A 26,180-nucleotide genomic window follows, 5' to 3' on the forward strand; every position below is an offset into this window, starting at 1 on the left:
GTAGGGGGTAGGGGGACAAGGAGGACAAGGGGGACAAGGGGGACAAGGAAGATACAGGAGAACCTTCTATCTTGTCTACCTTGTCTACCTTGTCTACCTTGTCTACCTTGTCTACCTTGTCTACCTTGTCTACCTTGTCTACCCAATGCCCAATGCCCAATGCCCTAATCCCCTTCCTCCTCACTCGCCACTTTATCGCCCCGTTCTAGTTCCCAAAGTATCTGATTCCCTTCACGCCGTACCCGCGAAACAATCCAATTCCGCCATCGCCATTCGTCGCCACGGCTGGTAACTGCACTTGCATGCACATCCATCAGATCTGCAAGTTCGGAACTTGTAATTAAGTAACCTTTTTCTGCTATTTCGTCTGCAATGCGGAGGGTTTCTACTAAATTACGGAGTTGCGTAACCCTCATTTCTCTGGGTACTTCTTCAGATACAGGGCTAGTATGAGAGGTTTGTGGTTCCATAGGATTGGTTATGTTGGTTTCAAGAATCCTGATTTCTTGTTTCTTTTTGGTAATTACTGTAGAGTCTGACTCAAAATCGGATGCTCTGGTTGAATTTCCCTCACTTTTTTGCTCTCTTTGTCCGTCTTTGTAAGAGAAGGTCATTTGTTCTAAAGAGGGAATTTTACCGTTTGCATAAGCACGGGCGATCGCATCACAGCGTTCGTTACCAATATTACCAGCATGGCCCCGGACGTACTCCCACTTAACTTTATAGTTATTGAGTCGATCTAGAGTTTCCAAGAGATCTTGGTTGAGAACGGGTTTCCCGTCTGACTTCTTCCAGCCTTTGTTTTTCCAGCTTTTTACCCATTTGGTAACGCTATTAATAAGATATTCACTATCACTGTAAAGGGTGATTGGCTGGGTTTGTCCTGATTCTTGGAGAAATTCAAGGGCTGCTATTGCTGCTTGCATTTCCATTCTGTTGTTTGTGGTTTGAGGGTACCCGTCGCCCATTTCATGAGTGGAACCATCACTGAAATAAACAACTACCCCCCAACCTCCCGGTCCGGGATTTCCGGTACAAGCCCCATCTGTGTATATGCTTTCGATTTTAGGAAGTGAAGACATAAGTAATAATTATATAACTGCCAAGACGCTAAGAACCAGAGCTTCTGAAAATATAGAAAGGATAATTAAGGTTAGCATAATTGCTAACTCTGTTGATTTAAGGGTTAGTGGTTGGTGGTTGGTGGTTAGTTGGGTGGGCAATGCCAGCGCTTGCTGCACCCGTACATCGTTAGTGGTGAATGCTTTGCTAATGAGGTTGATTGCTGGGGTTTCCCCAAGGGGAAAGCCCAACCTACAAAAATTCTCAGCCCTTGCAGTATTGCATTAACATTCACTATTAGGAGTCAGCCTACAACGTCCTTGACTCTTGCCTTCAATACGCTTTTGACGTTCAGCAACAATCGTTGCTATGTCTGAGCGTCCGGTAAGAGCAAGTCGCAAATTAGCCCATATTTCATAGAGTGCATCAACGATAAGTCCGATAATGGGCAATTTGGTCGCAGCATAAACCCAACCCATTCCTAGAGTTTCATAAACTTGACGAAAGACTTCCACATTTTTAATAACAGTACCATCAGAAAGCACGGCATGAATTCGTCCCATCGCCGTTTCAAAGTCAATACCACCATGAGCTTCAGGGGTATAGTTATCGTCTGCAATATCTACAAACACCACTAAACCTCGACCTGCATCTCGTCTTTTCAAAAAGTTGACCTCTCGCAGACATAACGGACATTCACCGTCGTACAACAACTTGATTTGCCATGAGGGTACAGAGGTTACTTGAGTGACTTCAGGAGATTCAGAGGACTGAATTTTGGAAGATGGCATAGGTAGTTACAAGCAATGTTAAGATATACTTAAATATTTTAAGAAAATTAAGGATATGTTGCAAAAAATTTATGACATGTAAAGCTTATATCTCATCCAATACTGCGTAGGTTTTGCATACAAATACGAAAATACGAAGAATTAATCATTTATGATTGGTTAGACTGCACAATCCTAAATTCATTGTCGCTATGCGTGTTTCCTCGTTCTTTGCTGGTATTGGTGGTTTCGATCTCGGATTTGAAAGAGCGGGAATGCGTGTTGTTTTTCAGTGTGAAATAGATCCTTTCTGTCAACAGATACTCAAGCGCCATTGGCCACATATACCTTTTCATGACGACATCACGACCCTCAATTCAACAACTATCCCTACCTCTGAACTTTGGTGCGCGGGATGGCCATGCCAAGACATCAGCACTGCCAACACAGACCGAAGAGGACTCTCAGGCGAGCGAAGTGGTCTTTTCTTCACGTTTATGGCATTGGTTAGAGAAGTTCAGCCAACTTGGCTGGTCATGGAAAATGTGCCCGGTTTACTCTCAGCAGAGCAAGGAAACGCTCTTGAGACAGTTATCAACACGTTGGAAGAGAATGGGTATTTGGGGGGATGGGTATCGTGCAACGCTGTGCATGCGGGCTTACCCCACAACCGAGACAGAGTATTCTTTATCGCAAGTTTTAGATCGGAACGTGCCTATCACTTCTTTACTAACAGCAGCGAATTGTCTTGGGATACTTCGACGAGAGAATCGAGCCGGAAGAAAGCTAGATCCAATTTTCATCAAAGCGCTTTCGGAAACCCTCCGCTTGTGGTACAACGTCGCGGTGGCTTCGGGTATACCTTGGCACAAAGCATCTGCCCCACGCTACGTGCCCAAACTGGAGGACATCAAGGAGGTCATTCAGACCGACCAATACTGTGTGGCGAGAAACTTGACTTGGACAGAATGGGAGAGGCTGATGGGTTTTCCCCCAGGTTGGACGGTCGTCGAGGGAGACTCCTTGGCAACGCCATCGTCCCAAGCATTAGTGAATGGATCGGAAAGCGAATTTTAGATATTGAGAAAAACGGATTTTAGCTATCTCCTTTATCACCACGTCTAACTAGGTAATCTAAAATCAACCCCATTCTATCGAGTGTGGTACTGGTGGTACGCTCAAATGCTTGAAGTTGACTAATATCCGTTCTCATTTGGCGCATTTCCTGAGCAATTGTTTCAAAGTTCTGCTGATGAATTTGAGTTGTTGCCAGTAATGCTTCAGCACTCGCTCTAAAGTCGGCAACAGAGTTTCGCAAAGATTCAGTTGTATTCTTTAAGGTTTCCACCGATGTTCTCAACTCGGCATTTACCTCTACCTGAGAATCAAGTCGTTGCTTCAAGTTCTCAAGTCCCGCTTCAATTCTGTCTAACCTATCTCCCCCACTTTAGGTCATACTACCTCCTCACGGTTTTTTGGTGATTGTTTTTGAGGTTGAGAATCAACCCATTGTTTAACTAACTCACCAATAACCTCACTCATTGACTTGTTTTGCGCTACACAAGTCAACTTAAATTCCATCTTTAATTCCTTATCTATGTAAACGCTAAGTTCCGCCGCACCGGGCGGAATATGTTTTGGCATATCTACTTTTATACTCGTTATCTAGCATTCTCGCATACGGTTATGAACAAAATCTACCACGTATAACAGGTATGCGCGTATTACGTGGTATTGTAGAATTAATTGCCTATCATCACTTGTTGGGAGCTACCACTGTTAAACCGATCTGTCTCGTTGTCCACTCTCGGCTAGGAGAAGCAGCTACAGACAATTTTCTAGTTGGTGGCTTATCCTCATCAATTACTGCAAGGAGAGCATCTAGTGGATTACCAGAACGAGCTAATCCTTTACGCTCAAGTTCTTGACCGAGTGATGGCAGTTCTAACCAGCGAAAGTTTGCCGAACTCACTGTAGCAAATACTTTCACATTATCTTCACCAACTGAACCTGCTGGAATTGGCACAACTTCTTTTTTACCTGGTTCAATTGTCACTAAACTTCCTTCGTTCTTACCAGGGTAAATTTGCTCGACTGACCAATCAGAAGCAATATCTAGGACAGCAACATTGAGATCTTGGTTGGAAGTGTTGTGAATTGACAGGAATACATATTCACCTACTTTGACAGTTGGAACGCTTGGATCGGCAAACGGTTTCAACTGAGATTTTGGTGGAATATCATCTCCTGGTTGATATATAGTTGATGTTCCCAGCCACTTAAGAGTTAGCTTACCTGCTAAGGGTGAAGTTTTATCCTTGTTATCTAGCTCTGCTGTCGCATGATATTTTGCTAAATGAACTAATCGTTTTACCACTGTGGCAGCAGCATCACGATCGCTGACTTTTAGAGGAGCGATATTTTGAAATGGGTGTCCAGTGCGATCGCATATTTCATATTCTCCCTGATTATTAACAGCCACTTGATAAGCAACTCCCTCAAAATCATCCTCCGTGACTTTTTCTTCTGCTAACTCCACCCAGCCCTTGCCATTTCCAGGGAGAGCTTTTTTAATTGCCTCCAAAGCATCCTCTTGGTGTTTAAAGATTTCTGGCAAAAGTTTGTTAGGCGGTAATCGATCGGGTTCACCCACCTCTACTGCTGTTGCTTCTTCTTGATAAACCAGGGAAACTTTACGAACAAGATTAATTGATGGAGTGACTAAAACCGCTCGATCTCCATCTTCAACCTTAAACTCTTTGCCCTCAATTGGTTGAAGCTGGCACAGAGATTCAGTTGCTCCCCTTTGAATAATTGTAGCGATCGCCACTCGATTCTCTTTATTTTTTAAATCCGTTATGGTACGAGGATAGACAGCAAATTCTGCTCCTACTGCAACACCATTGACTTGACCAACCCCTAACCTAGCCCGCACGACTGTTTCTGTATCTTTCTCCACCTTCAAAACTGGAACTGCATAAATAGTTTCCGCAAACTCATCTCCAAAAACGATGCGGTTGGCTTCACCCATTATTATTGGAGTTTGTTGGGGAAATTGGCTGTTGATTTTGGCATTAATGCGATCGAACAAATCTTTATAAGTTGATCCGGGGTTTTGCTGTCTTAAAGTATCGAGCAACCAATAGGTGAGTGCTCCATTTCGCTCTTTTGTTTCCCGATTAAAGGCATACTCGTAAGCATACTCATTTTGACGACACGCTGCTAACAGCACGTAATCTCTAGCTGCGCGAAGTCCAGAAGCTTTTAGTCCGCGAGTGGTTTGTTCGGTGAGCGATCGCCAAGTTTCTGCTAGAGTTTCTGGAGATGCAACAAGTTCTTGACCGGGTTGAAGAGGTTTGTCATCAACTCCCTCAATTCCTCGGATTTCTACATCCCCTCGCGTTGCACCTCCAGAGTGGCAACAATCCAACACCACCGTAACTATCAGTTTTTTATCTACCAATTCCTTCAATAGTTGTGCCAAGTCGAGATCGCGGAGATACTGTCCTTCCGAAGTGCCAATATCCGTAGGCACTAATCCCTCATCAATTCCATCCTCACCCTTAATATACTCACCATATTTATCTTTGAAAACTGTCTTTGCTCGTCCGCCGTGACCTGAGTAGTGGATATATACTTGAGATCCTTCGGGAGCCATCTTCCCCAGTTTCCTAAAGGCATCGATCGTATTTTGGCGGGTTGGTAGTTTTTCTGGTGGTTCTAGAGGTTTGGTAGGTTCATTAGGGTCACTAATTGAAGCTGTCAGCTTCAAAATCTGTTCTTTTGGAACTTTCCGCTCATCAATTAAGAATGCTTCTACATGGTTGATATCTCGTACACACCCACCAAGACTTTTGTAGCGACTACCTCCGGGCAATACGTTTGGCATATAAGAGTCGATTCCGATTAATAGTGCGTACAAATTTGGTGTTTGAGCAATTTTGTCAGTCATATAAATCTAATATCTCTATAACAATAATTAACAAGAGAAAATGCTTAGCTCAGCAATGTTGTAGATCGTAAACCAAATCAAAAATCAAGCTTTCTTTACATTTCTACTTACATATCAAGATTCAGGTGTTTTGTTAAAAAAACTAAAGAGATTTATCAAGTAAGCTCTTCAGTTCCTCAGAAGTAAAAGGGTTTTTCCCCTTACGCAGAGCCTCAACCCAATCCTGTCTTTGTTGTTTTTTCACCTCATCACTAGTTTGAGCAATAAATTTTTGAAAGTCCTCAATAGCACCTTCAATATCATTAGTTAATGCCCTAGCTAGTCCTCGGCTATCACGGTAACTAATTTCACTAGTTTTAATCTCTACTACTTTTTCACAAGCGAACATTACATCAGAAGCATATCCTTGTAAACAACCAAACCAACATAAGTGATTCAAATCATCAGCAGGAAACTCAGACTCCAAATTATGAAATTGAAGTTTTGTATAGGTTTCAATAGCCTCTCGAAATTTTCCTTTATAAACAAGGTTTCGAGCTTTCTCAATTAAACCTGTTGCTGCCATCTTTCTTGCTTCGTTTACTGGATCGATATCCAGATTAGGATTCAAATTTAAAGCTTGTTGAAATTTACTAATTGCACCTTCAATATCTCCTTTATACTGAGCTAAGTTCCTAGCTTGTCTAATTAAAGCTTCTGATTCTTGAGCTTTTAAATCATCCTCTTGCAGTAAATTCAGAGTGTCAGAATTTATCTTAGAAATACTAGATGCCTCAAAAGCTTTATCATGCCAAACATATCGTCTACAAGTTTCGCAAGCTGCTTTTTCTACTTCAGTTTGAGGATTTTTGAAAGCACTATGATGACGCAAGCGCTCACAAGCCTCTTGTAATTTAGTTTCCCAGTTCTCTTGGAGATCCCATAATCGAATCTCTCCCTGACCATCGCCACTGACAACATATTGACCATCTGGGCTAAAAGCTATTGAGAGAATTTCTGCTTGATGTCCGTCAAAAGGTTCAGCAATAGGATTGCCATCAAGATCTAAGAGCCGAACTTTCCCAGTTTGGTCGCCACAGGCAATAAACTTTCCATCTGCACTAAAGGCTAACGAAAGTACAGCAGTCGAAAATGCTTCAATAGGTTCAGCAATAGGATTGCCATCAAAATCCCATAGCTGTACCGTTCCTTCAGAATCTCCAGTAGCAAGAATACCTCCAAGGTTGAAAGCTAGAGATTGAATGTTACCTCCTTGATGGGCTGGAGAAATTAGAGTGGGGAATTTAATAATAGAGCTATCATTCTCTAAATTCCAAAGTTTTAGTGTTTCTCCACCAATAGCAATAATACGCTGATTATTAGAACTGAGTGCTACAAATATCCCTGCTCGCAAAAATTGCGCGGAACGAGTAGCATAAACCGCATCTCCTTGAAAGGATTTGCCGATTTGAGTACCCGTTCGTAAATCCCAAAGTCGGACTTCTCCCTCTTCGTCACCACTGACTATGTATTGTCCATCTAAACTGAAGGACATGGAAGTAATAGAAGCATAATGTCCCTTAAAAGGCTCAGATACAAAGATGCCATTGAAATCTAAAAGCTGTATAGTTCCTTCTTTACTAATGGCAATATATTCTTTATCCAAACTATAAGCTATAGATGATATAGAGTCTTCATTCCCTGTCAATAGGTTTTTGATAAGCCGTCCTTGTCGATCCCAGATACGAATAATGCCATCTCGGCTACCACTAATAATATACTGACTATCTGAGGTGAACGTTAAAGCAATAATTTCATCTTTATGACCACTAAAAGGTTTACCAAAAGAATGACTGTTAATATCCCATAATCTTAAAGTTGAGTCATCGCTACCACTAACAATATGATGATTGTCTGGACTGAAAGCAACAGACATAACAGCATCTTTATGTCCTCGTAAAGGTTTACAAATCTGATTGCTCTCTTTATCCCACAAGCGGATAGTTCCGTCAGCACCTCCACTAGCTAAACAGAAACCATTGGAAGCGAAAGCAACAGACATAACCGAGCCTTCATGTCCTCTAAAAGAAGCACCAACAGGATTGCCCTTTCTGTCCCATAGTCGAATAGTACTATCTTGACTAGCGCTCGCAATATGTTGACCATCTGGACTAAAGCACACGGAAATTACTGTATTTTCATGCCCGTTAAAGGGTGTACCAATTTGATTACCTTGAAGATCCCATAGTCGCACGGTTTTGTCTCGACTGCTGCTGACAATATGCTGACCATCTGGACTGAAACCAACCGAGATGACTCCATCCTCATGCCCGTTAAAGGGTGTACCAATTTGATTACCTTGAAGATCCCATAGCCGCACGGTTTTGTCTCGACTGCCACTGACAATGTACTGACTGTCTGAACTGAAAGCAACAGAACTGATATTAGCTTCATGACCCTCAAATTGCATAATTAAGTTGCCATGAAAATCCCATAGTCGTACAGTTTTGTCCTGACTGCCACTGACAATAAGTTGACCATCTCGACTAAAGGCAACAGAGTTAATCGGTTCAGTATGTCCTTTAAATGGTTGTTTGATTTGATTGCCATGAAGATCCCATAGACGTACAGTTTTGTCTCGGCTGCCACTGATAATATACTGACCATCTGGGCTAAATGCAACACAATTAACCAAGTCATTGTGTCCTCTAAAAAGATTTTGTTCTCGTGCTACTTCAAGAGCCTCACGTAAACTGCTCTCTACTGGGGTAAGAATTTTTTCAGAAAACTTCCCTAAATTCTTACCCATTAACTGAATTGCAAGGAGTAAGCCTTCTAAAGGATTGATAGGCAGTAAATTCAGAACTTGAGGTGCTTTCTCCTGTAACTCAGCAGTCACTTGAAGTATCTCTGCCTGCCTGTTCAAAGCTTCTTTACGCTCAATACTTTTTTCTATAAACCTCTTTTCTCTTGCATTCAACCAGTTATCAGGCTGTTTCAAAATTCTTTCCAATTGGTTCAGGCGATCGCCATCAGGTAAGAGAAGTCCAACATTTTGGTTATTTTCCCAATCATTCGCAGCAGGTGCTAAACGCTGTTGTAGAGCGAGATTTTCCAGGTTATCCTTGATCCACTCTTGCAACTTTTCCCAACCTCGCACCAGAAAATCGTGAGCTGGTTCCACGTATGATTCTCCTGTCTCCTGGGCTTTTACCAACAAACGGGCTTTGACTAGGCGATCGCTTACCTGCGCCACACGCCTGTTCTCTTCCGAATCTGGATACACCAATTCTGACTCCAGCACTCGTCGTCGTGCGACGCCTCCTCCCTCAATCGTCACCATCCGCAGCATCACCCGTTGCATCGTTGCTTGGTATGCCTTGCCCGATTCTTCACCAAAATATCTCACAAGGTTGTCATACTCTTGAGTCGCACGACGAGTTAGTGCTCCTGCAACTCCGCCAAGTTCCTCATAGTCTTCGATTCGCAAAGCTCGATCTGTACTCTTATCTTTTGTCCACCGCTCATAGAGCTTAATATATACTTCACTTAAGGTAAACGAGAGCAATGGTAATGCTCCAGGCATCTGCCCCACTTCATCAATTAACTTACCTACCAACTCCGGTGGTTCAAAGTACAACGCTCGTTTTAAAGCAGGACCCTCAATTGCATCCCGCAACTCATCTGAGTTCATCGCCCTTACCGGAAACCGAGCGCTCTTCCAGTGAGACTTCAGATCTGAGTTGAGGAACCGAGGCTCAAAATCAGAACGCAATGTTAGCACAACATACAGTTGCCGACGATATTCTGCCAAAGCAATTCTCAAAAGCGATAAAAACAGTTGCCACTCCTTCTGCTCATCCTCTTCCTGCGAATCGCTCTGTTCTACACGTCCTCTCTCCTCTTGGTTCATGGTAATGAGTTCTTCAAACTGGTCAATGACGAGCAGGAGTTTTGTATTTGGATAATTTTGGCTCCATGCTGACATCAAATTCGTGAAGGACTGAGGCGAATGCTGAAGAGCGTTGATAAGTGGGTTGAGAGTTTGCTCAATTGCATGATAGAGATCGGAAAGTTGTTTTTGCTCTTGGGATTGATGACAAAATCGCTTTAACTGCTTGAAGTAATCAACTACCAGCAACAATTTAGCTTCAGGCGTAGCATTATTCCAACATTCAGCCAGTTTAGTTTCATCAAAGGTTTCATTACTTAATAGTCGTTCTTGACTATCGGATTGAGTTGGGTTTGGGCTAGCAATTTTTTGCTTTTGCTCTGAATTGAGGTTAAGAATATCAGCAAATGTTTTATCCAAAAAGCTGATTTGAGCTAATTGAGCAATCAAATTGCTGTTGGCGATGGGTAGAACCGCTCTAGCTAACTCCGTAAAGGGCGATTTGCCAGGACGCATGGGATCGAGAATGTACCAACTTTGTGCTTGCGACTCCTTTTTCTGCTCTTCCCGAAGATAAGGCAGTAATCCTGCTTTAACTAGACTTGATTTGCCAGAACCTGATGCACCTAAAACAACCGTAAGCGGGTGATGAGATTTGACAAGTCGATAGGATAACGCTTCTACCAATGCCTTTCTTCCAAAGAAAAAGCGTGAATGTCTTTCTTCAAAGGGTTTGAGTCCGCGATAGGGATTGTTTTCTTCATTCAATGGAGGTGCTTGTGTTAAGTCATCTCGCTTAAAACCCGGTCGGGTGAAAATGTATTCGCCTTTGTCATACTCCAACCTCATGGGATAAAGACCTGGTGTTTGCTGTTCGCGAGATAACTGACTAACGCGATCGCGCAAATAAAGATAGAGTTCATGGGCAGTGATTACACCATCGGGTATGACATCAGCTTTGTTATTCTGTAATCCCTCAATCAGCGCTTGAGCAAAAGGAGAGTGAGATAAGCTCTCGTTGCTTTTGCGACGATCGATTGATAAGTCTAAAGCTTCCTGATCGTGGGCAGCAGAGGTGATAACTTGCCATGCTGGGTAGCGAATGAAGCGATCGTAGTGTTCTCGACGAACGGTTTCTAGAACAGAAATAAGTTTTCGGCTACTTGCCCAACGAAACATTCCTCCAAAACAGCAATCTAAAACTACTAGCAAGTGATGACACTCAAGTTGACTCAGAGCATCATGCAACTTCCTCATAGATAAGTATGTTTTCAGGTTTCCCAGTTCAGCCGTTTGCGGTATGAGGTAACCTGCTGGTCCATCCTTGCTCTCTTGAGGAATGCCATGACCAGCAAAGTACAAGAGTAGGCGATCGCCCTCGGTTGGCTTCAGTTTGTGAAGTAGGGTTTCTTCAAGTAGCGTGTTGAGTTCATCTAGAGTTGCTTCACGGTAAGGCTGTTTCAGATCCTTTAGAGTGGTATCGTCAGGACGAGGTGAGAACAGACGGATAATGTTTTCTTCCTTATAGCCATAGTTTTCTTGCAACAAGTTAGCGAGCGCTCTTGCATCATTGACTGCTGTTGAGAGATCGTGAATTCCCGAACTGTCATAGCGATCGATACCAATGATGACTGCTAAATTACGCTCAAAATTTGTTTTATTTTTATCCCACTTCTTCATTAAACTTCTTCTTGAGTTCTAGGAAAGCACGATGGAGGAATTTAATCTTCCTATCTTTACGTATGGCGTAGTCACCCCTGACCTTACTCCCACTGTTGTTAACTCTTTGGAATTGTTTCTCTTGAGCAAATTTCTTCAATGACTTTTCGAGTTACCTTTAGTAACTTTAAGCACTTACACTGACCATTAACTTTTTAAGTACTAAGTATATTAATATTCTTTTACCATTTTAATTTATGATTATTTATACGTAGTTCTTTTAATCTCATATAAGGTATAACTAGAAATGCCCAAAAAAATCACATTTGTTACAAATATTAACTATACTCCCCAATTAACCTATAGTACTCTGCATGAGTCCCGATCCAAAACCATGAAATGCCACCTTCCACCTCAACACCATTAGCCCGATAATCTAGCCCTACCCGAATTGACCAATACTTTTTTCCAATCTTTTTGAAGTGCAACGATGGATGAGACGGATCGGCTTTCAATAGTTCATAGCATCGATCTGCTATTTCCTGTACGTTTTCAGGGAGAGCCTCATAGCACGAACAAAATCTTCGCGTTGTGTAATGCATCAGATTTCACGACATTGCCCTGCTTTAAATGAGGGCGATCGCTTCGGAGGCTAAAGCTTCCAACTTACCGTCTGCAATGCCTTGCGCCCCTACGAGGTTTTGATAATTTTTGAAAAGTTAGGTTCTAAACTGTTTTTGGTATAATTCTGCTAATTTGCTTACTTTGCCTTAAAACGATCTTTGGCTTCCTGAAACGCTTGTTGCATAACTGACTGAATTTTTTGTGGATCGGGTTTTTTGCCACCCATCAAATCACCAAAGTAAACGCAAGCGCCTTCACCTAGCGCCCAAGTGTATGCAGCTGCCCAAGAAGCAGCTATGACGCTGCCAAAACCTGGTATAAATTTGATTAACTCACGTCCAATTGCTCGCGCTAAGAAACCACTGGCAATTGTACTGACAATGCCTCCAGCTTGTGATGGGCTTAATGTTTGTCCGTATAATTTTCCTAGCAAACCTACCATTGATACTTGTAGTGCCGTAAGTACTGGTAGGGTCGCAAATGGTAGCGGTACAACTGCGATCGCAGCTGTCATGACAGAAAACACTAATATATAGCGCCGCCCAGTATCTCGGTAAAGATTACCAATTTCTTTTCCCCTATCCTCATCTAATAACTGATGGATTGCGCGAGCTTCTGCTTCTGGAAGCAAGTCTGCAAGTGTATCTCTGAACGCTTCCAAACCGTAGAATACTGGCGTGTAACCATCCTCTTCCAAAGTAAAGTCAATCAAGACAGCGCGATCGCACAACCCTGCAAAAGCTTCTTGCATGGCGCTAAATGCTCTATTCACCTCCTCATACTCCGGTGGATAAGCCGGATGATCCTCTGTACCGGGGGGATAAACTTCATGCAAGCAGGTTACCGCTAACAAACAGGGAATTTCTGGATGCTTTTGACGTAGCGATCGAGCAATTTCCCTCAGGGTATCCGTTGCAAAATCATTAATTTTCACAGTTAAAATCAGGCATCTAGCGCCATGATTCTGCTGTTGCAAATCCCCTAGCAATTCTTGAACGATCCCCACAGTCTCGCAACTTACATCTCCTAGTCCTACCGTATCCGTAAAAATCAGCAAGGGCAAATCGTTAGAAGGATAGGCGTAACGTTCAGTGTGTTCTGTGTGAGGGCGAAATCCCTGACCTACAATTTCCGCAGAAACTCCTGTCAATCCCCGCACAATTGAACTTTTCCCCGCTTGGGGTTTCCCAATCAATAAAGCTTCTGTTGTCGGTAGTTCTGCTCGAACTCTCTCCAAAATTTCTGCAACTTGACTTTCACTGACACTAAACCATTTAACTAATGTTTGAGCCATTTGGTCTACAGGTAAGAGTTTCAGGAAACGTGTTGTTGCTTGATTCCAAATGGCTGCTGCAGAACTTCTCAATGAAGTTTCACCAGACTTGAGATGTTCCTCTAGAGTCGGCTTACTGGATGGTTGAGAATCAGTAGATGGCAAGTCAGAATCGCTTTGCTCAGTCATTGGTGAGATAGGAACTAGGGATTGGGGAGTTACCTTGTTCCCAGGCGGAGCCTGGGAATACAGACTGTGAGGCTCCGCCTCCCACCTCTTAAGTACGTGAGGCGGAGCCTCTCTTGAGGCATTCCCAGGCGGAGCCTGGGAACGAGAGATGGTCACTGGTCACTGGTTACCGATCGCTGTTCATATTTTATCTATTTTCAGGACGCACAATATACTGGTAAGCAGGTGTATTAATAGGTATTTGTTCCATCCTTCCCTGGGCTACCATTGTTTGGTAAACTAAGGCACTCATTTCGCCACGAGATAAAGTTTTTCGGGGATTAAGAACGTTAAGTTCTGGGTAATTTACTACAATATTTGCCCTAGTTGCTTTTGCGATTTCATCGACTTTGTCTTGAGGGATTTCTCCAGCATCTCTGTATAAATCTTTTATGGCAAATGAATCAGGTCGGTTGGCATTTGCTGAGCGATCGCTTGTTTTTGCCTCTTCACCCGTACCAATCTGTTGTGCTGGAGCTACACTAGCTGCATTGGCTTTTGCTATTAATAATGGCTGCATTAAGGAAGTCATCGCCAACGGTAACAGTGCAAACTTCCTCGTTGGTTTTCTTGCTTGTTGAGTCGTTGCTGGTGCGGTAGCAACTGATGAACTCGTTGTTTGTGCATTTGTAGAAGTTGGATTGACTACTTTTGATAAAGCAGCTATTGCGTCAACCTTGGAAACATTTTGATTGGGACGAAAGACACCACCAGGATAACCTGTCATAAATCCTTGTTCGTAAGCATCTTCTATAGCAGGAGCTGCCCAATAACCTTCCGGGACATCTTTGTAAGCTGCACCGCTAGATATTTGGCGGACTGGTGGTTGATTGAAAGCCTTCTCAATCATGGCAGCCAACTCATCACGATTGACGGACTGTTCGGGTCGAAATGTGCCATCAGGATACCCGGCTACTATATTTTTCTCTGCTAGCCCCTGAATAAATGGCTGCGCCCAATAATCAGGCTTTACATCAGGAAAAATTGGTTGCACTGAATTTTGAGCGTAAGTTTCTTTTGGCACTTCAGACAGTAAGAGTAAACATAAAGTTGGCAAAGATATAAGTGGTAAAAATAACCGCAGTAACCCATTCATTAGTTATGCCCCCGAATATATCTCTTTTAACTGTAATTTTAAAGAAATAACTTCATTGATTTATCCCTCTAGCGATATAAGGCTTTTTACCAATTGACACGCTGTTGAAACAAAACTAAATCTTTCTCATTCTCACGAAACTTTTGCCTTTGTTCGGGAGAGAGAACTGCTTCTACTTTTTGCATATATAATTGCATAAGTTCTTGCAATTTAACTTTTTGCTCGGATGTTGGCGCTTGTAAAGTAATTTGTACGCGTTGACCAGATTGGAGTTGATTGTTTTGTTCTTCTGTTAATTGTGGCTGAGGTATCAGTTCTGAAATTTGAGGCAAAATTTCTTGCCGAATTTGCCAAATTTGCTTTTTTTGTTCATCAGTTAGGTTAATATCTTTGCCTGAGAGCAAAGATTCTCCTTGTGAAATGGCTCCATTATTAGGTTTAACTTTCAGTATTCCCAGTTCATTGGAAGGTTGAGAAAAAATTTTGGCATCCCCAAATGCGATCGCAAAACTTATTGTGGCAATTAGAATCGAGATAAGTTGAGGTTTCATAAAGGATTGTTAGTTGTTGGTTGTTGGTTGTTAGTGACTAACCACTAACTATGCACGGGCGCAATGCCTTGCGCCCCTACTAACCCCTAACTTTAAACATTTACGCTCGCGTCATACATGGAACAAAATTCCTGAACAGGCTTAAGCCTAAAGTACTAACTTTGACTAGTACTTAAGTCCTATTTCACGGTTGCCAAAATAGGAATAATGTCTCTATGAAAGGTTGAAAGGAATCATAAAAAATTTTGTGTAGGTAGGGCTAAAGCCAACCTTCGGTGTGTTTCAAAAATCAAATAAAATTTATATATTAATTACAAAATCTTGTCTTGCAGAGTGAAAAAAACTAGAATTGCTGTTTTGCGACATCTGATTCAGCCCAAGCCTCACCCCTTTCGCTTACTACTCTATCTTGAGTGGATACTTTTAGGCATGGCGCTTCTAGTGGAGTTCCCCTTAGTAGAAGTTCCACATCCAGCATTTCTACCTCCTCCCATTTCTTCCCAAGATCGACTGCCATTATTTTTATGCATTGCTAGCTTTGGAATAGTAGGTTTGTGGTTACCAACTGCTAGATCCTTAATTGTCAAAATACTTTATACGGGGTTTGAGTTTGGACTAATTTTTTTAGCGATTGTCATGAGTGGTCGAGTCATGGGTTTTTCACCCGCACTTCTGTTGATTCTCGTTATTCGCAGTTGCTTGCTTTTTCAATTAAGCGGACGCTTGCTGGTAGCAGGTATAGCTTTTCTATCTTTTGTTTTCATTTGGTTGCTACCATTACGAAATGTGTATTTTGTACGAGCACCACTCTCCAAAATTCCCCCGCATACAGCAGTCTTGATACAAAAATCAATACCAGATGGAGATTTTAGAACTTTAATTTGGCACTTGGCATTAAATTCAGGGTTAATGTTTGGTTTGGTACTAGTTTTTGTGTTATTGTTAGTAAACGCCTTGCTTGCAGAACGCCAAAGTCGGGAAAAGTTAGCTAACGCCCACCAAAAACTCCGAGAATATGCTCTTCGCATTGAGGATCAGGCAACTTTACAGGAACGCAACCGTATTGCTCGTGAAATTCATGATTCACTGGGCCACTCACTCACGGCGCAGAGCATCCAATTAGAGAATGCTTTGGTATTTCTACAATCTAATCTTGAAAAAGCCAAAACTTTTTTGATAGAAGCAAAACAATTGGGTAGCAATGCTCTTAAAGAAGTACGGGTGTCCGTCGCTACATTACGCTGTGACCCTCTTTATGGAAAATCTTTAGAGTCTGCGCTGACAGTTTTATTTGTGGATTTTCAGCGTCGAACTGGGATTACTCCAAATTGTATCTTTAACTTATCTTCATCTTTACCTGCTGAAGTTTGTACAGCAAGTTATCGTATTGTTCAAGAAGCCCTGACAAATACCGCAAAACACAGCGCTGCCACTCATGTCAAAATTAATATACAAGTAACCGTAAGTTTACTAAGTTTAGAGATTTATGATAATGGTAAGGGCTTTAACCCACACCAAAATACAACTGGATTTGGCATACAGGGAATGAGGGAACGAACATTGGCGTTAGGAGGTCAATTTTATATTGATAGCAAACCGGGTGAAGGTTGTTGTATAACGGCTTCATTACCTTATTAATAGGCATTGGGCATTGAAAACTACATGAATTTTTACAATGGCTTGTACTCAATTTATAAAGTAAACATTAAGACATCGTAGGTTGGGTTGAGGAACGAAACCCAACAATTCAATTCAATGTTGGGTTTCGTTCCTCAACCCAACCTACTTTATAAATGACCTCTCACATTCAAAGTCTACAGTTCAAAATCCAAAATCCAAAATCTAAAATCCAAAATCCCATGATTCGCCTGTTACTAGTAGATGACCAAATTATTATTCGTCAAGGTTTAAAAAGCTTGTTGGAGTTAAAACCTGATTTTCAAATTGTGGGGGAAGCAGAAGATGGTGAAAGTGCGATCGCATTTGTTGAAATGTCTTATAAAAGTTCTCAACAGCCAGATTTAGTATTGATGGATATTCGCATGCCTGTGATGGATGGTGTAGCGGCGACTCAAGTGATTTGTCAACGTTTTCCTATTGTTAAAGTTCTAGTATTAACAACATTTGATGATGATGAATATGTAGCTCAAGCTATGCGATTTGGAGCAAGAGGTTATTTATTAAAAGACACTCCTTTAGAACCATTAGCAAATGCAATTCGTTCGGTTTATTTGGGGCATACTCATTTAGGACCGGGGCTATTTGAAAAAGTTTTCACTCCCTTACAACAACTTTCAACCCCCAAACCTCCAAGTCCTCCGCCTAAATTTGCTGAATTAACTCCTAGAGAAAGAGAAGTGTTGCATTTAATTGCTCTTGGTGCTAATAACAAGGAAATAGCTGAGTCTCTCTATATTTCAGAAAGAACTGTAAAAAATCACGTTACAAGTATTCTGAGTCGGTTAAATTTACGCGATAGAACTCAAGCGGCTATCTTTGCCAATTCTTTTAACAGTGACCAGTGACCAATGACCAATAACTTGTTATTTTAATTATTCCCAGTAATTTTTCCAATCGTCTTTAAAAGCTTCTTGAAGCCTTTTTAGGTAAGCATTTGTCTTAATTTTAACCATCCATAAATCTTCACTACTTTTACCTCCTTTACAGATAACTCCTTCGGCTACATTGTACTTTCCTTCACGAACATCATCAATGAATTTTCCAGTGAGTTTGCCTCGATAAATAATTTTTGCCATGTTTAATTCCTTAAAATCTTTAATAAATTTCTCCGGTTCAATCAAGCCTTTGTCGGTTTGCACATCAAATAGGATAAGCTGTTTTGAATCTTCCTTTTTGTGCATTCCTGCAAATGATGAAGCTCCAAAAAATTCAGTGAAAACAGTGATTTCCGGGCAATGATATTGTGGATTGTTGTGGAAAATAGTTGTAAGTGAATTCCCAAAGTCTCTTAAAAAAATGCCAGGTGCTTCCTCTAAACCGGGATGAGCGGTATTAAAGTCTCTAATACCCATTTCATCTAGGTCAAATCTGTCACGTCGCGTACCAAAGGCATACCAGCCTAGTTCGGAATCCCAAACCCAGTGTAGATTAGTGCCGTCGTACTTCTCAAAAGCGATACATTGCTTAAAAGGGCAGTTTTTACTGTCGGGAATTTTGGGATACGCAAGCTTGATTTGAGCCATATTGTAACTAACCGAAATGCGATAGCACAAGTATTATCCCGGATTTTTGGTTTTAAACCGGAAGCTGAGATATACAATATGTAACAGACAATTGTAGCTAAAGGAAATCGATTCTTCAACTTATGCCTATCCTCTCTAACCGAATATTCCGCATAGCAATAGGCTTTGCCACTTCATTACTTGTTTGTTTAGCTAGTCATTATCTCTATACTCAGTCAAAAATTCAACCAATTGCCCAACAAAATTTAGCTTCACAAAATCTCGCCTCAATTCACAATAATTTTCTGGTTTCCCAATCCTCGATCCAGCAAGGTAAGCAAAGTACTCCATCAACGAAAGAACCCACAATTGCACCAAAGACTTATCAAGTGATTGATGAGTTACAAAAAGATAAATTTAAAGTTTCTGGCGAGCGCGTGTTTACACGGGGAAAACTACCAACTGTTAAAGTTGATTTTAATCAAACCGATTTATTAGCAACTCTCTCAAATACGAGAAAGTATTTTGAAGACTATGCTACAGAAGATCCAAATATTCAAAGACCGGGATTGCTAGAGACCCAAGGGATTACCGTACAAGATGCTCTCAAAACTCTGGACTTCATGATTGGTGTTTTACAGGAAGATATTAAGAATAAGCGAGCTACAAGGTTACAAGACCCGAATTTTATCAATACTCATTTTCAGGTTATAAAATGGTCTGCTTATAATCCAGAAAATCCCGGTCAGAGACGAGTGAGACTCACAAAATATGCTGTTTTTATTCATCCAGGCTCTCGTAAGAAAACCCGAACTTTCAATACAGCTATTTATAGTTTAAAAGATAATTTAGTGACAGATAATTTCTATACTAAATATACCAAGCAAGATGTGTTGTCAGGTATTTACGAACCAGGAGGTAAAGAATTTGGTAAGGTCGAGACCCTTGCCTATTTAACCCGACAGGGTTTGGAAGAAGCTCTCATGGAGGGAACGATACTTATTAAATTTAACGATGGTTCTGAAGCACTGTTTAACGTAGATCGAAATAATGGAATTCCTTATATTCGAGGTGCAGTAGCCAGAGCACAAAAGCGCTATTGGTATTTTAGGGAAGTCGATGCTATTAAAGGCTATGGATACAAAATAGATGCAAAAATTTCTATTTCTCCCGGAGTTACTTTTGCTGGAGATATCCTTAATATTGGTTTGGGAAAAGTTGTTGCTCTTGAATACCTTCAAGGTGGGCGCAAACAATTAAAACTGGGAATTATTGCGGATACAGGCGGAGCGTTTTTACCCAATCTTCATCAACTCGATTTCTTAGCAGGTATTTTCCAGGGGAGAACAGATTTCGAACGCAATATCAGGCAACTTCCCGAGTATGCAACAGCTTATATTTTGGTAAAGAAGTGAACTTCACCCTACTCCCTACTCCCTACTCCCTACTCCCTACTCCCTCTTTTCCAGTAAGATGAGTTTTACAATGACTACTTAATCTTGGAGTGTAAAGTCATGCCAATGGCAGTTGGGGTTATTGAGACTCAAGGTTTTCCTGCTGTGCTTGCGGCAGCCGATGCAATGGTGAAAGCAGCAGCAGTTACCCTTGTATATTACGGTCTAGCAGAAAGTGCTCGATTGTTGGTTGCAGTTCGTGGAGATACAGCTGAGGTAGAAAGAGCAGTTGCAGCAGGTATTGCCGCAGGTAACGAACAATCTAATGGTGGTAAGGTTATTACCTACTACATCGTTCCCAATCCCCCAGAAAACGTGGAAAGTGTTTTGCCCATACACTTTACTACAAAATCGGAACCCTTCCGTGTTTCTTAAGAAGGCAGAGAAGGATTTTTCTTCTGCTTCAGCATAGCTGTCTTTGGCGCTTTCTTCCAGCCAGCTAAAAGAAAACCTATCAAAATAGGTAGAAACATTCGTACAATAATTTTGTTGCGCCAGATAAGTTTATTAATATAGGAGATAACCAATGCCACTACAGGCAGTTGGATCGATTGAAACTAAAGGTTTTCCTGCCGTACTTGCGGCAGCAGATGCGATGGTGAAAGCAGGTCGGGTCACCCTCGTTGGTTATATAAGAGTGGGTAGCGCTCGTTTTACAGTTAATATACGGGGTGATGTTCAAGAAGTAAAAACGTCTATGGCAGCTGGTATTGATGCTGTGGAAAAGGTTCATGGCGGTACTCTGGAATCATGGGTTATTATTCCGCGTCCTCATGAAAACGTTGAAGCTGTTCTACCTATTGGTTATACAGAACAAGTCGAACAGTACCGACAAGCAGTAGAAAATCCAATAGTAAGAAGATAATTTGTCATTTGTCATTGGTCATTTGTCATTGGTCAAAAGTTACCAAGGACAAAGGACTAAGGACAAAGGACTAAGGACTAATTTTATGTCTAAAGTCTCTATTATTATCCCGACTTTAAATGAAGCAAAGTGCTTGGGACGTACTCTGCGCCATCTGAGTCTGTTAACGCCACCTGCACTTGAAGTGCTGGTTGTTGATGGTGGAAGTTCTGATGGCACCGTTGCTATAGCCGAACAAGCAGGGGCTTCTGTCCTGATTGCTCAGAAATGCGGACGTGCTGCACAAATGAACCAGGGTGGAAAGATAGCCTCTGGGGATTATTTATGCTTTGTACACGCTGACACTTTAGTGTGTGATGACCTTGTGACTCTGATTGAGAAGACATTGGCAGATAAATCTGTGACTGCTGGTGGTTTTATTTCCCTGATGGCAGGAGATAAAACCACCCGTTGGGGTGTGACGCTACACAATTTTTTGAAAACTTATTACGCACCACTGCTTTTCCGCCCGCATTTGTTTGTTCGAGGATTGCGTTTGTTGTTTGGGGATCAAGCTATATTTGTACGTCGTACTGATTTTTGGGAATGCGGGGGTTTTGATAGCAATCTCCCTATTATGGAAGAAGCTGACTTGTGCTTGAAGTTGGTACAACGGGGAAGAATTTGTTTGCTGAACCGAATTGTTCAAAGTAGCGATCGCCGTGTAGCACATTGGGGATTTTTTAAAGCGACAGCCATATATCTTTATATTGGCTTCCTTTGGGGTTTTGGTGTTTCGCCTCAATACCTCAAACGATTCTATGAGGAGATTCGTTAGTTGACCATTAAGGCATGGAAGCTTCCGATCGGTGGTATAATCCCTAAGTAACCCTAAATACACTGGTTGCTTAAGTTACGGTATAAAAACTATCAATACGGTACACAGTAAGATGAGGCAATTTTATTAACGAGGGAACCCTTAACGGTGAAATGTTTTAAGCGGTGATTTAAACCCCGCTTAAAGCGAATGACTTATAGAAGTGGGGTTTTTTCTTCCCAAATGCACAGGACTCGGAACAGCATTCCCTGTTCCCTGTTCCCTTTTTTATGAAACAGATATTGGCAAAACCGCGTCTAGACGGGATGAGTTATCTTCGCGCTACGAGAGCGGGTGTAAAATGCCAGTTCTTCCAAGACCCTCATCAGATATACCGTGCATACCTAGTATGTTGTTATAAAAACGGTTTTCTAAGTTGAAAGCACCTGCTGTGGTTTAACAAAATGTAAATTTTTGTAAAGCCAATAAAGGTCTAGAAAACAGGTTTTTCCGTGATTTGAGCTAGACAAAGATGCTTCAAGAGATAAAGCTTTCTGCATAACTCCAGTCAACTAGAACGTAATACAAAGTAGAGACGCGCTTAGTTTATGACGGACATGATTTTATCAGGGGCAACTGCCAGTGAACAAGTTAAGTGGGAAAAAAGGGGGTTGTGATGCAAACTTTAAAACAGGGTTTCGAGGAGCGCAATCTCACTATGGCATTGGAGGCGGAAAAACTGGCACATTATTGGCGAAATCGGTTAGCTGATGAGTGCCCAGAACAAAATCTTGTCAATAGGGAAAGTATCGTTGATTGGCTTTTAGGAAGTGACTTGCAACGATTTGAGGTACTCTCCGCAAAGGAGTTAGAGATTGCTCAGCAAGCAATGGAGTACCGCTATCGGATTTTGCGTCAACGTTACTTGGGTATTGCCAGGGAGCGTGCTTATCGCAACTTGATAACTCGGTTGGGCAGTCTGGTAACATTACGTAACAAAATTCAGACTTGGGTTGCCTTAAGCCGGGATCGCCAACGGACAGTGTTAGACGTGTTGCAAGAAGTTATCCAAGAATTATTGCAAAGTGATAACTATATGCAACAGCAAATGCTTTCCATTGGGGAATGCACCACTGATGACAGATTAAAAAATGCCCTATTGTTTGCCAGTGTGGAAGAGTATTGTTTGCGACCAGTACGGAATCAACCATTGCTCGTATATCGTTTTGTGAACTATTTGAGACGGACTCAGCGTGGTGGCTTAACTCAAGTGCCAAGCAGTGACTTAGTTAGGCTGGTTTCAGAAGAAATTCTCACAGATGACAGCGATAACCGCGTGAACTTGGTAGATACTCAAGCAATTATAGAGTATCAAGAAGCACAAGAAGCAGAGGAACAACAAACTCTACGTCAAGCTGTGAAGCAGGAATTTGAAACTTACCTGCAAGAGCATCTCGGACAAGAAGCTGTGGCGTGGCTGCATCTTTACCTAGAAGGGAAGTCACAAGATGCGATCGCCAAACAACTCAACAAACCCATTAAAGAAATCTACCGACTGAGAGAAAAAATCAGCTACCACGCAGTCCGTGTCTTTGCGCTGAAAGATAAGCCAGAACTGGTAGATGGCTGGTTGTCAACTTCTTTAGAAGAACACAATTTGGGTTTGACACCAAAGCAATGGGATCGATTGCAAGAGAAATTAACCGCAGTACAGCGCCAGATACTGGAGTTGCGAAAAGCAGGTCGTTCTGTAGAGGAAATAGCTCAACAATTAAAAATTAAGACCCATCAAGCTATGGGTGAATGGACGAAAGTCTACTTGATAGCTCAAGGTATGAGAACCCAAGCTGAATGAGTGTTTAAATTTGAGCCAATCACCACACTATCATTATGGATATGGGAATCATTAAGGGAAAAAAATTGATTTTATTGACTTGAGTCACAAATTGAGTTTAGTAATTGCGTGTTGACTTAACGCAAGCTACTTAGTAAAAAAGTCATCTTCGGTGGCGCGTCCATTTCGAAAATGGTGTATACAAGTTGTCAGCTGGTATTGTCCATCTAACAACACACCACTTGAGTCTGGACGCGCCACTCTTAGTGATTTATTTAACTTTTTTTACTCTAGGATCGTATTCTGTTTACTGCCAACTTAGTTGTGGGCAGTATAGGATATATAGAAACATCTAGCATCAAAACCGTATGTTGTCTTCAGAGGGTAAACCAGCTGATACCGCAGTAAGTGGTAAGCAAGTGCTACCCAGCACACAAAATCAGTCGGAACAAGGACTAGACCGAGAGCAAATCTTTCGGTTGATTGAAAGTACCTTGTCCTTTGAAGCGTGTCTGTATCACCAGATTTTGCCCTTTAACATAAAAGACAACAATTTGGTACTGGGAATGGTGAATCCCCAAGACAATGCGGCTATAGATTATGTCAACCGCATACTGCCATACATCAATTGCACCATGGAAACTCAGCCTATCAACGGCGATACTCACCGCACCATACTCTCAGCATACCTAAATCATAAAAATACAGGGGCGACTGCGGGCAGACCAATGCCAAAATCTTGGGAAGACGTTGCTCAAGAAAAAAAACCGGCTGCGATCGCGAATAACTCCGATACACCAGTTAACAGTATCATTCCTGAAACGCCAGAAAGACGGTTAGATAAAACACATACTCACGCACAAATGGTACACAATGGCGATACTGTTTGGCAGTTTGGGTATTCAACCTTTAATGAATCGGAAGGTTTGGCACCAACGCCCCACGATGAAAGCCCCAGCCCTACTCAAGAAAATAAGGAAAGGGATGTGGCTAGGACAGAGCACCCTCCTAACGTATATGTTTTGCACTTGCCCAGCCTTGATACTCTCAGTCCAGTTGAGGAATTAGCGACATTACCCCCCAGAAAATTACTAGAACAGTTACTAGGACGAGTTTTATCAGACGGAATAGGTCGTTTGTACTTGGAGAGAAGACCTTACCACGGCAGAATACTCTGGAGTGAAAATGGAGTATTGCAGTCTGTGTTAGAAAAAGTGCCTCTCTCTGTCTTTCAAGGAGTCCTGAATGAATTAAAGCGTTTTGCGTCTCTACCCATGACTACGGTTGTAGAACCAAAACAGGTCGAGAAGGAATGCCTTTATCAACAAAATCGCTTGTTACTGCGCTTGCGCGTCATGCCCGGAATGTATGGTGAAGAGGCAACATTACAAGTGTTGCGAGGAGCAGCCTTAAAATTTTATCAACAGCAACAATTAGCGCGTTTGAGCCGTGATGCAGTGGGAATTTCTCAGCAATTAAAGTTCAAGTTACGCGAACTCCAAGGACGCCTTACTTTTAATTCCAATCTCAACAACGGACAACAAGAGGCTCTCAATAGCTTAAAACAAATGCTGGAAAATTTAGATCTACAGCTCAAGGTACTGACAGATATTCCAGAACCACTACCACCAAAAAAAGAAAAGAGAAAGGATAGCCAGTAGTTGTCTTCAACCACTAACCAATAACAACTAACAACTAACATTTTATTTAAAGATATATTTTCATGCAGACTGAGGTTTTTAGTGAACTGTTTCCTTTAATGAGCACTGCCAACCCCCAAACTATAGAATGGCTGCTCTCTGTTGCTACCGATCGCGAATATCCAGCAGGAAGAGCTGTTCTCATGGAAGATGCTTGGGGTAATGCACTTTATTTTCTGGTTTCCGGTTGGGTTAAAGTTCGGCGTACAGTAGGTGAGGATTCTGTCGCTATAGCGATTTTGGGTCGGGGCGATTTTTTTGGTGAAATGGCAATTTTAGATGAATCCCCTCGCTCAACTGATGTTATTGCTCTTTCGCCTGTAAAGTTGCTCAGTATTTCTAGAGAACGCTTTATTCAAATATTATTTAAAGATCCACAATTACATCATCGAATGCTGCAACTCATGGTGCGGCGACTCAGACAAATTAATGTCCGCTTGCAAATGCGTTCTGCACCCCCAGCTGTCAAGTTAGCTCACACTCTTGTCACCTTGGGTGAGAGTTATGGTCAGTCTCTAGACAAGGGAAAAGAAATATATAACATTCCTTTCAAAGATTTAGCAGATGTCACAGAAATTAGTGTTGAAGACACCACAAAAATTATGGAAAAACTACACGAAAAAGGCTGGATTAAAATCGATAAGACAAATCAGAGCATTTATTTAGCCAATTTGAAACAGTTGGTAAACTTGGCAGGCAAAGTATAGTAGCAAATAGCAAAATTTTAACGAAGAAAGCCAGAGGGCAGCTATGCTGAAGGCAGAATAAAAGAGGTATAATTTTTAATTGAGTGTATTTAGTAATGAGACAAAATATATGCGTAGATATATTATTAAGAAATCCTTAAATTGGTCACATTTATGCACGCTCTACCCTACAGCATAGCTGTCGTTTAAATAAAATGATAGCTTTTTTCTATTTCTTGCAATATAATAGTCAAATTTTCAGGTGTACAAATTTTCAGGTAAATTAAATTTTCTGAGCTTTCTTAGCTATAGATTTTCTTATAGTAATGATGTCTCGCCCGTTTTTATATCCCACAATATCTATCAGTTAACAGATGTATTAATTAAGACCACTAAAAGGGTCATATTCTCGCTAAATCATGTTTATTCTTGAAGTAGTGCTATTAATGGTAGAAAGTAATTGATTTTACCAAGTGAAAAGTAGTGATTACTGTATTGGTAAGCAGTACTTTTTACTTAAAGCTATTGACTGTTGACCATTGATTGTTGACTAATGACTATTAACTAGTCATTTGTC

21 protein-coding genes are annotated in these 26,180 nt (G+C 41.5%); 10 read left to right on the forward strand and 11 right to left on the reverse strand.

Annotated features, from left to right (window positions below; translation table 11 throughout):
• Window positions 1-164 precede the first annotated feature (164 nt).
• Together rnhA and F7734_RS12705 are read right to left on the reverse strand one after the other, a co-directional pair.
• The gene (gene rnhA / locus F7734_RS12700; RefSeq protein WP_155745055.1) at window positions 165-1,082 is read right to left on the reverse strand and encodes a ribonuclease HI; all 918 of its coding nucleotides are present in this window, start codon (window positions 1,080-1,082) and stop codon (window positions 165-167) included.
• Between the two features lie 264 nt (window positions 1,083-1,346).
• Window positions 1,347-1,853, reverse strand: a complete 507-nt coding sequence (locus F7734_RS12705) for a DUF393 domain-containing protein (protein ID WP_155745057.1) — start codon at window positions 1,851-1,853, stop codon at window positions 1,347-1,349.
• 191 nt (window positions 1,854-2,044) lie between these two features.
• On the opposite strand from F7734_RS12705, the gene dcm reads away from it, so the two are divergent.
• Complete coding sequence (dcm, locus tag F7734_RS12710; protein WP_155745059.1) at window positions 2,045-2,932, forward strand: DNA (cytosine-5-)-methyltransferase; 888 nt, start codon at window positions 2,045-2,047, stop codon at window positions 2,930-2,932.
• On the opposite strand, the gene F7734_RS12715 is transcribed toward dcm, so the two are convergent.
• The 8 genes from F7734_RS12715 to F7734_RS12750 form a co-directional block, all read right to left on the reverse strand.
• Window positions 2,929-3,234, reverse strand: coding sequence for a hypothetical protein (locus F7734_RS12715; protein ID WP_155745060.1), 306 nt, complete (start codon window positions 3,232-3,234; stop codon window positions 2,929-2,931). The genes dcm and F7734_RS12715 overlap by 4 nt on opposite strands.
• Window positions 3,235-3,284: 50 nt before the next feature.
• The gene (locus tag F7734_RS12720) at window positions 3,285-3,476 is read right to left on the reverse strand and encodes a plasmid partition protein ParG (RefSeq protein WP_155745062.1); all 192 of its coding nucleotides are present in this window, start codon (window positions 3,474-3,476) and stop codon (window positions 3,285-3,287) included.
• Window positions 3,477-3,588: 112 nt separating this feature from the next.
• Window positions 3,589-5,784 (reverse strand): caspase family protein, encoded by a 2,196-nt coding sequence (locus tag F7734_RS12725; RefSeq protein ID WP_155745063.1) that lies wholly within the window; start codon window positions 5,782-5,784, stop codon window positions 3,589-3,591.
• Between the two features lie 142 nt (window positions 5,785-5,926).
• Complete coding sequence (locus F7734_RS12730; protein ID WP_155745065.1) at window positions 5,927-11,335, reverse strand: caspase family protein; 5,409 nt, start codon at window positions 11,333-11,335, stop codon at window positions 5,927-5,929.
• Between the two features lie 317 nt (window positions 11,336-11,652).
• On the reverse strand, window positions 11,653-11,916 hold the full coding sequence (locus tag F7734_RS12735; RefSeq protein ID WP_155745067.1) for a hypothetical protein: 264 nt from the start codon (window positions 11,914-11,916) through the stop codon (window positions 11,653-11,655).
• 158 nt (window positions 11,917-12,074) lie between these two features.
• Window positions 12,075-13,400, reverse strand: coding sequence for a GTPase (locus F7734_RS12740; RefSeq protein WP_155745069.1), 1,326 nt, complete (start codon window positions 13,398-13,400; stop codon window positions 12,075-12,077).
• A 187-nt stretch (window positions 13,401-13,587) separates the two neighbouring features.
• Window positions 13,588-14,535: an S-layer homology domain-containing protein gene (locus F7734_RS12745; protein WP_155745070.1), complete on the reverse strand. Its 948-nt coding sequence runs from the start codon at window positions 14,533-14,535 to the stop codon at window positions 13,588-13,590.
• Window positions 14,536-14,621: 86 nt separating this feature from the next.
• Window positions 14,622-15,086 carry a Spy/CpxP family protein refolding chaperone gene (locus F7734_RS12750; protein ID WP_155745072.1) on the reverse strand — a complete coding sequence of 155 codons (465 nt, stop codon included), beginning with the start codon at window positions 15,084-15,086 and terminating at the stop codon, window positions 14,622-14,624.
• Window positions 15,087-15,419: 333 nt separating this feature from the next.
• On the opposite strand from F7734_RS12750, the gene F7734_RS12755 reads away from it, so the two are divergent.
• Together F7734_RS12755 and F7734_RS12760 are read left to right on the forward strand one after the other, a co-directional pair.
• Window positions 15,420-16,724, forward strand: a complete 1,305-nt coding sequence (locus F7734_RS12755; protein WP_166481876.1) for a sensor histidine kinase — start codon at window positions 15,420-15,422, stop codon at window positions 16,722-16,724.
• Between the two features lie 221 nt (window positions 16,725-16,945).
• Window positions 16,946-17,611: a response regulator transcription factor gene (locus F7734_RS12760; RefSeq protein ID WP_155745076.1), complete on the forward strand. Its 666-nt coding sequence runs from the start codon at window positions 16,946-16,948 to the stop codon at window positions 17,609-17,611.
• A 27-nt stretch (window positions 17,612-17,638) separates the two neighbouring features.
• Here F7734_RS12760 and F7734_RS12765 read toward each other — a convergent pair whose 3' ends face one another.
• Complete coding sequence (locus tag F7734_RS12765; RefSeq protein WP_155745078.1) at window positions 17,639-18,289, reverse strand: RNA ligase family protein; 651 nt, start codon at window positions 18,287-18,289, stop codon at window positions 17,639-17,641.
• Window positions 18,290-18,411: 122 nt separating this feature from the next.
• Here F7734_RS12765 and F7734_RS12770 point away from each other — a divergent pair, with 122 nt between their 5' ends.
• From F7734_RS12770 to F7734_RS12800, 7 genes are all read left to right on the forward strand, one after another.
• On the forward strand, window positions 18,412-19,683 hold the full coding sequence (locus F7734_RS12770; protein WP_155745080.1) for a hypothetical protein: 1,272 nt from the start codon (window positions 18,412-18,414) through the stop codon (window positions 19,681-19,683).
• A gap of 99 nt (window positions 19,684-19,782) precedes the next feature.
• On the forward strand, window positions 19,783-20,097 hold the full coding sequence (locus F7734_RS12775) for a BMC domain-containing protein (RefSeq protein ID WP_155745082.1): 315 nt from the start codon (window positions 19,783-19,785) through the stop codon (window positions 20,095-20,097).
• A gap of 151 nt (window positions 20,098-20,248) precedes the next feature.
• Window positions 20,249-20,587, forward strand: a complete 339-nt coding sequence (locus F7734_RS12780; RefSeq protein WP_155745084.1) for a carbon dioxide-concentrating mechanism protein CcmK — start codon at window positions 20,249-20,251, stop codon at window positions 20,585-20,587.
• 85 nt (window positions 20,588-20,672) lie between these two features.
• On the forward strand, window positions 20,673-21,404 hold the full coding sequence (locus tag F7734_RS12785) for a TIGR04283 family arsenosugar biosynthesis glycosyltransferase (RefSeq protein WP_155745086.1): 732 nt from the start codon (window positions 20,673-20,675) through the stop codon (window positions 21,402-21,404).
• 655 nt (window positions 21,405-22,059) lie between these two features.
• Window positions 22,060-23,238 (forward strand): HetZ-related protein 2, encoded by a 1,179-nt coding sequence (locus F7734_RS12790; RefSeq protein ID WP_155745088.1) that lies wholly within the window; start codon window positions 22,060-22,062, stop codon window positions 23,236-23,238.
• Window positions 23,239-23,585: 347 nt separating this feature from the next.
• Window positions 23,586-24,878, forward strand: coding sequence for a pilus assembly protein PilB (locus F7734_RS12795; RefSeq protein ID WP_155745089.1), 1,293 nt, complete (start codon window positions 23,586-23,588; stop codon window positions 24,876-24,878).
• A 62-nt stretch (window positions 24,879-24,940) separates the two neighbouring features.
• Complete coding sequence (locus F7734_RS12800) at window positions 24,941-25,624, forward strand: Crp/Fnr family transcriptional regulator (RefSeq protein WP_155745091.1); 684 nt, start codon at window positions 24,941-24,943, stop codon at window positions 25,622-25,624.
• The last annotated feature ends 556 nt before the right edge of the window (window positions 25,625-26,180 follow it).

The sequence above is a fragment of the Scytonema sp. UIC 10036 genome, from assembly GCF_009725235.1.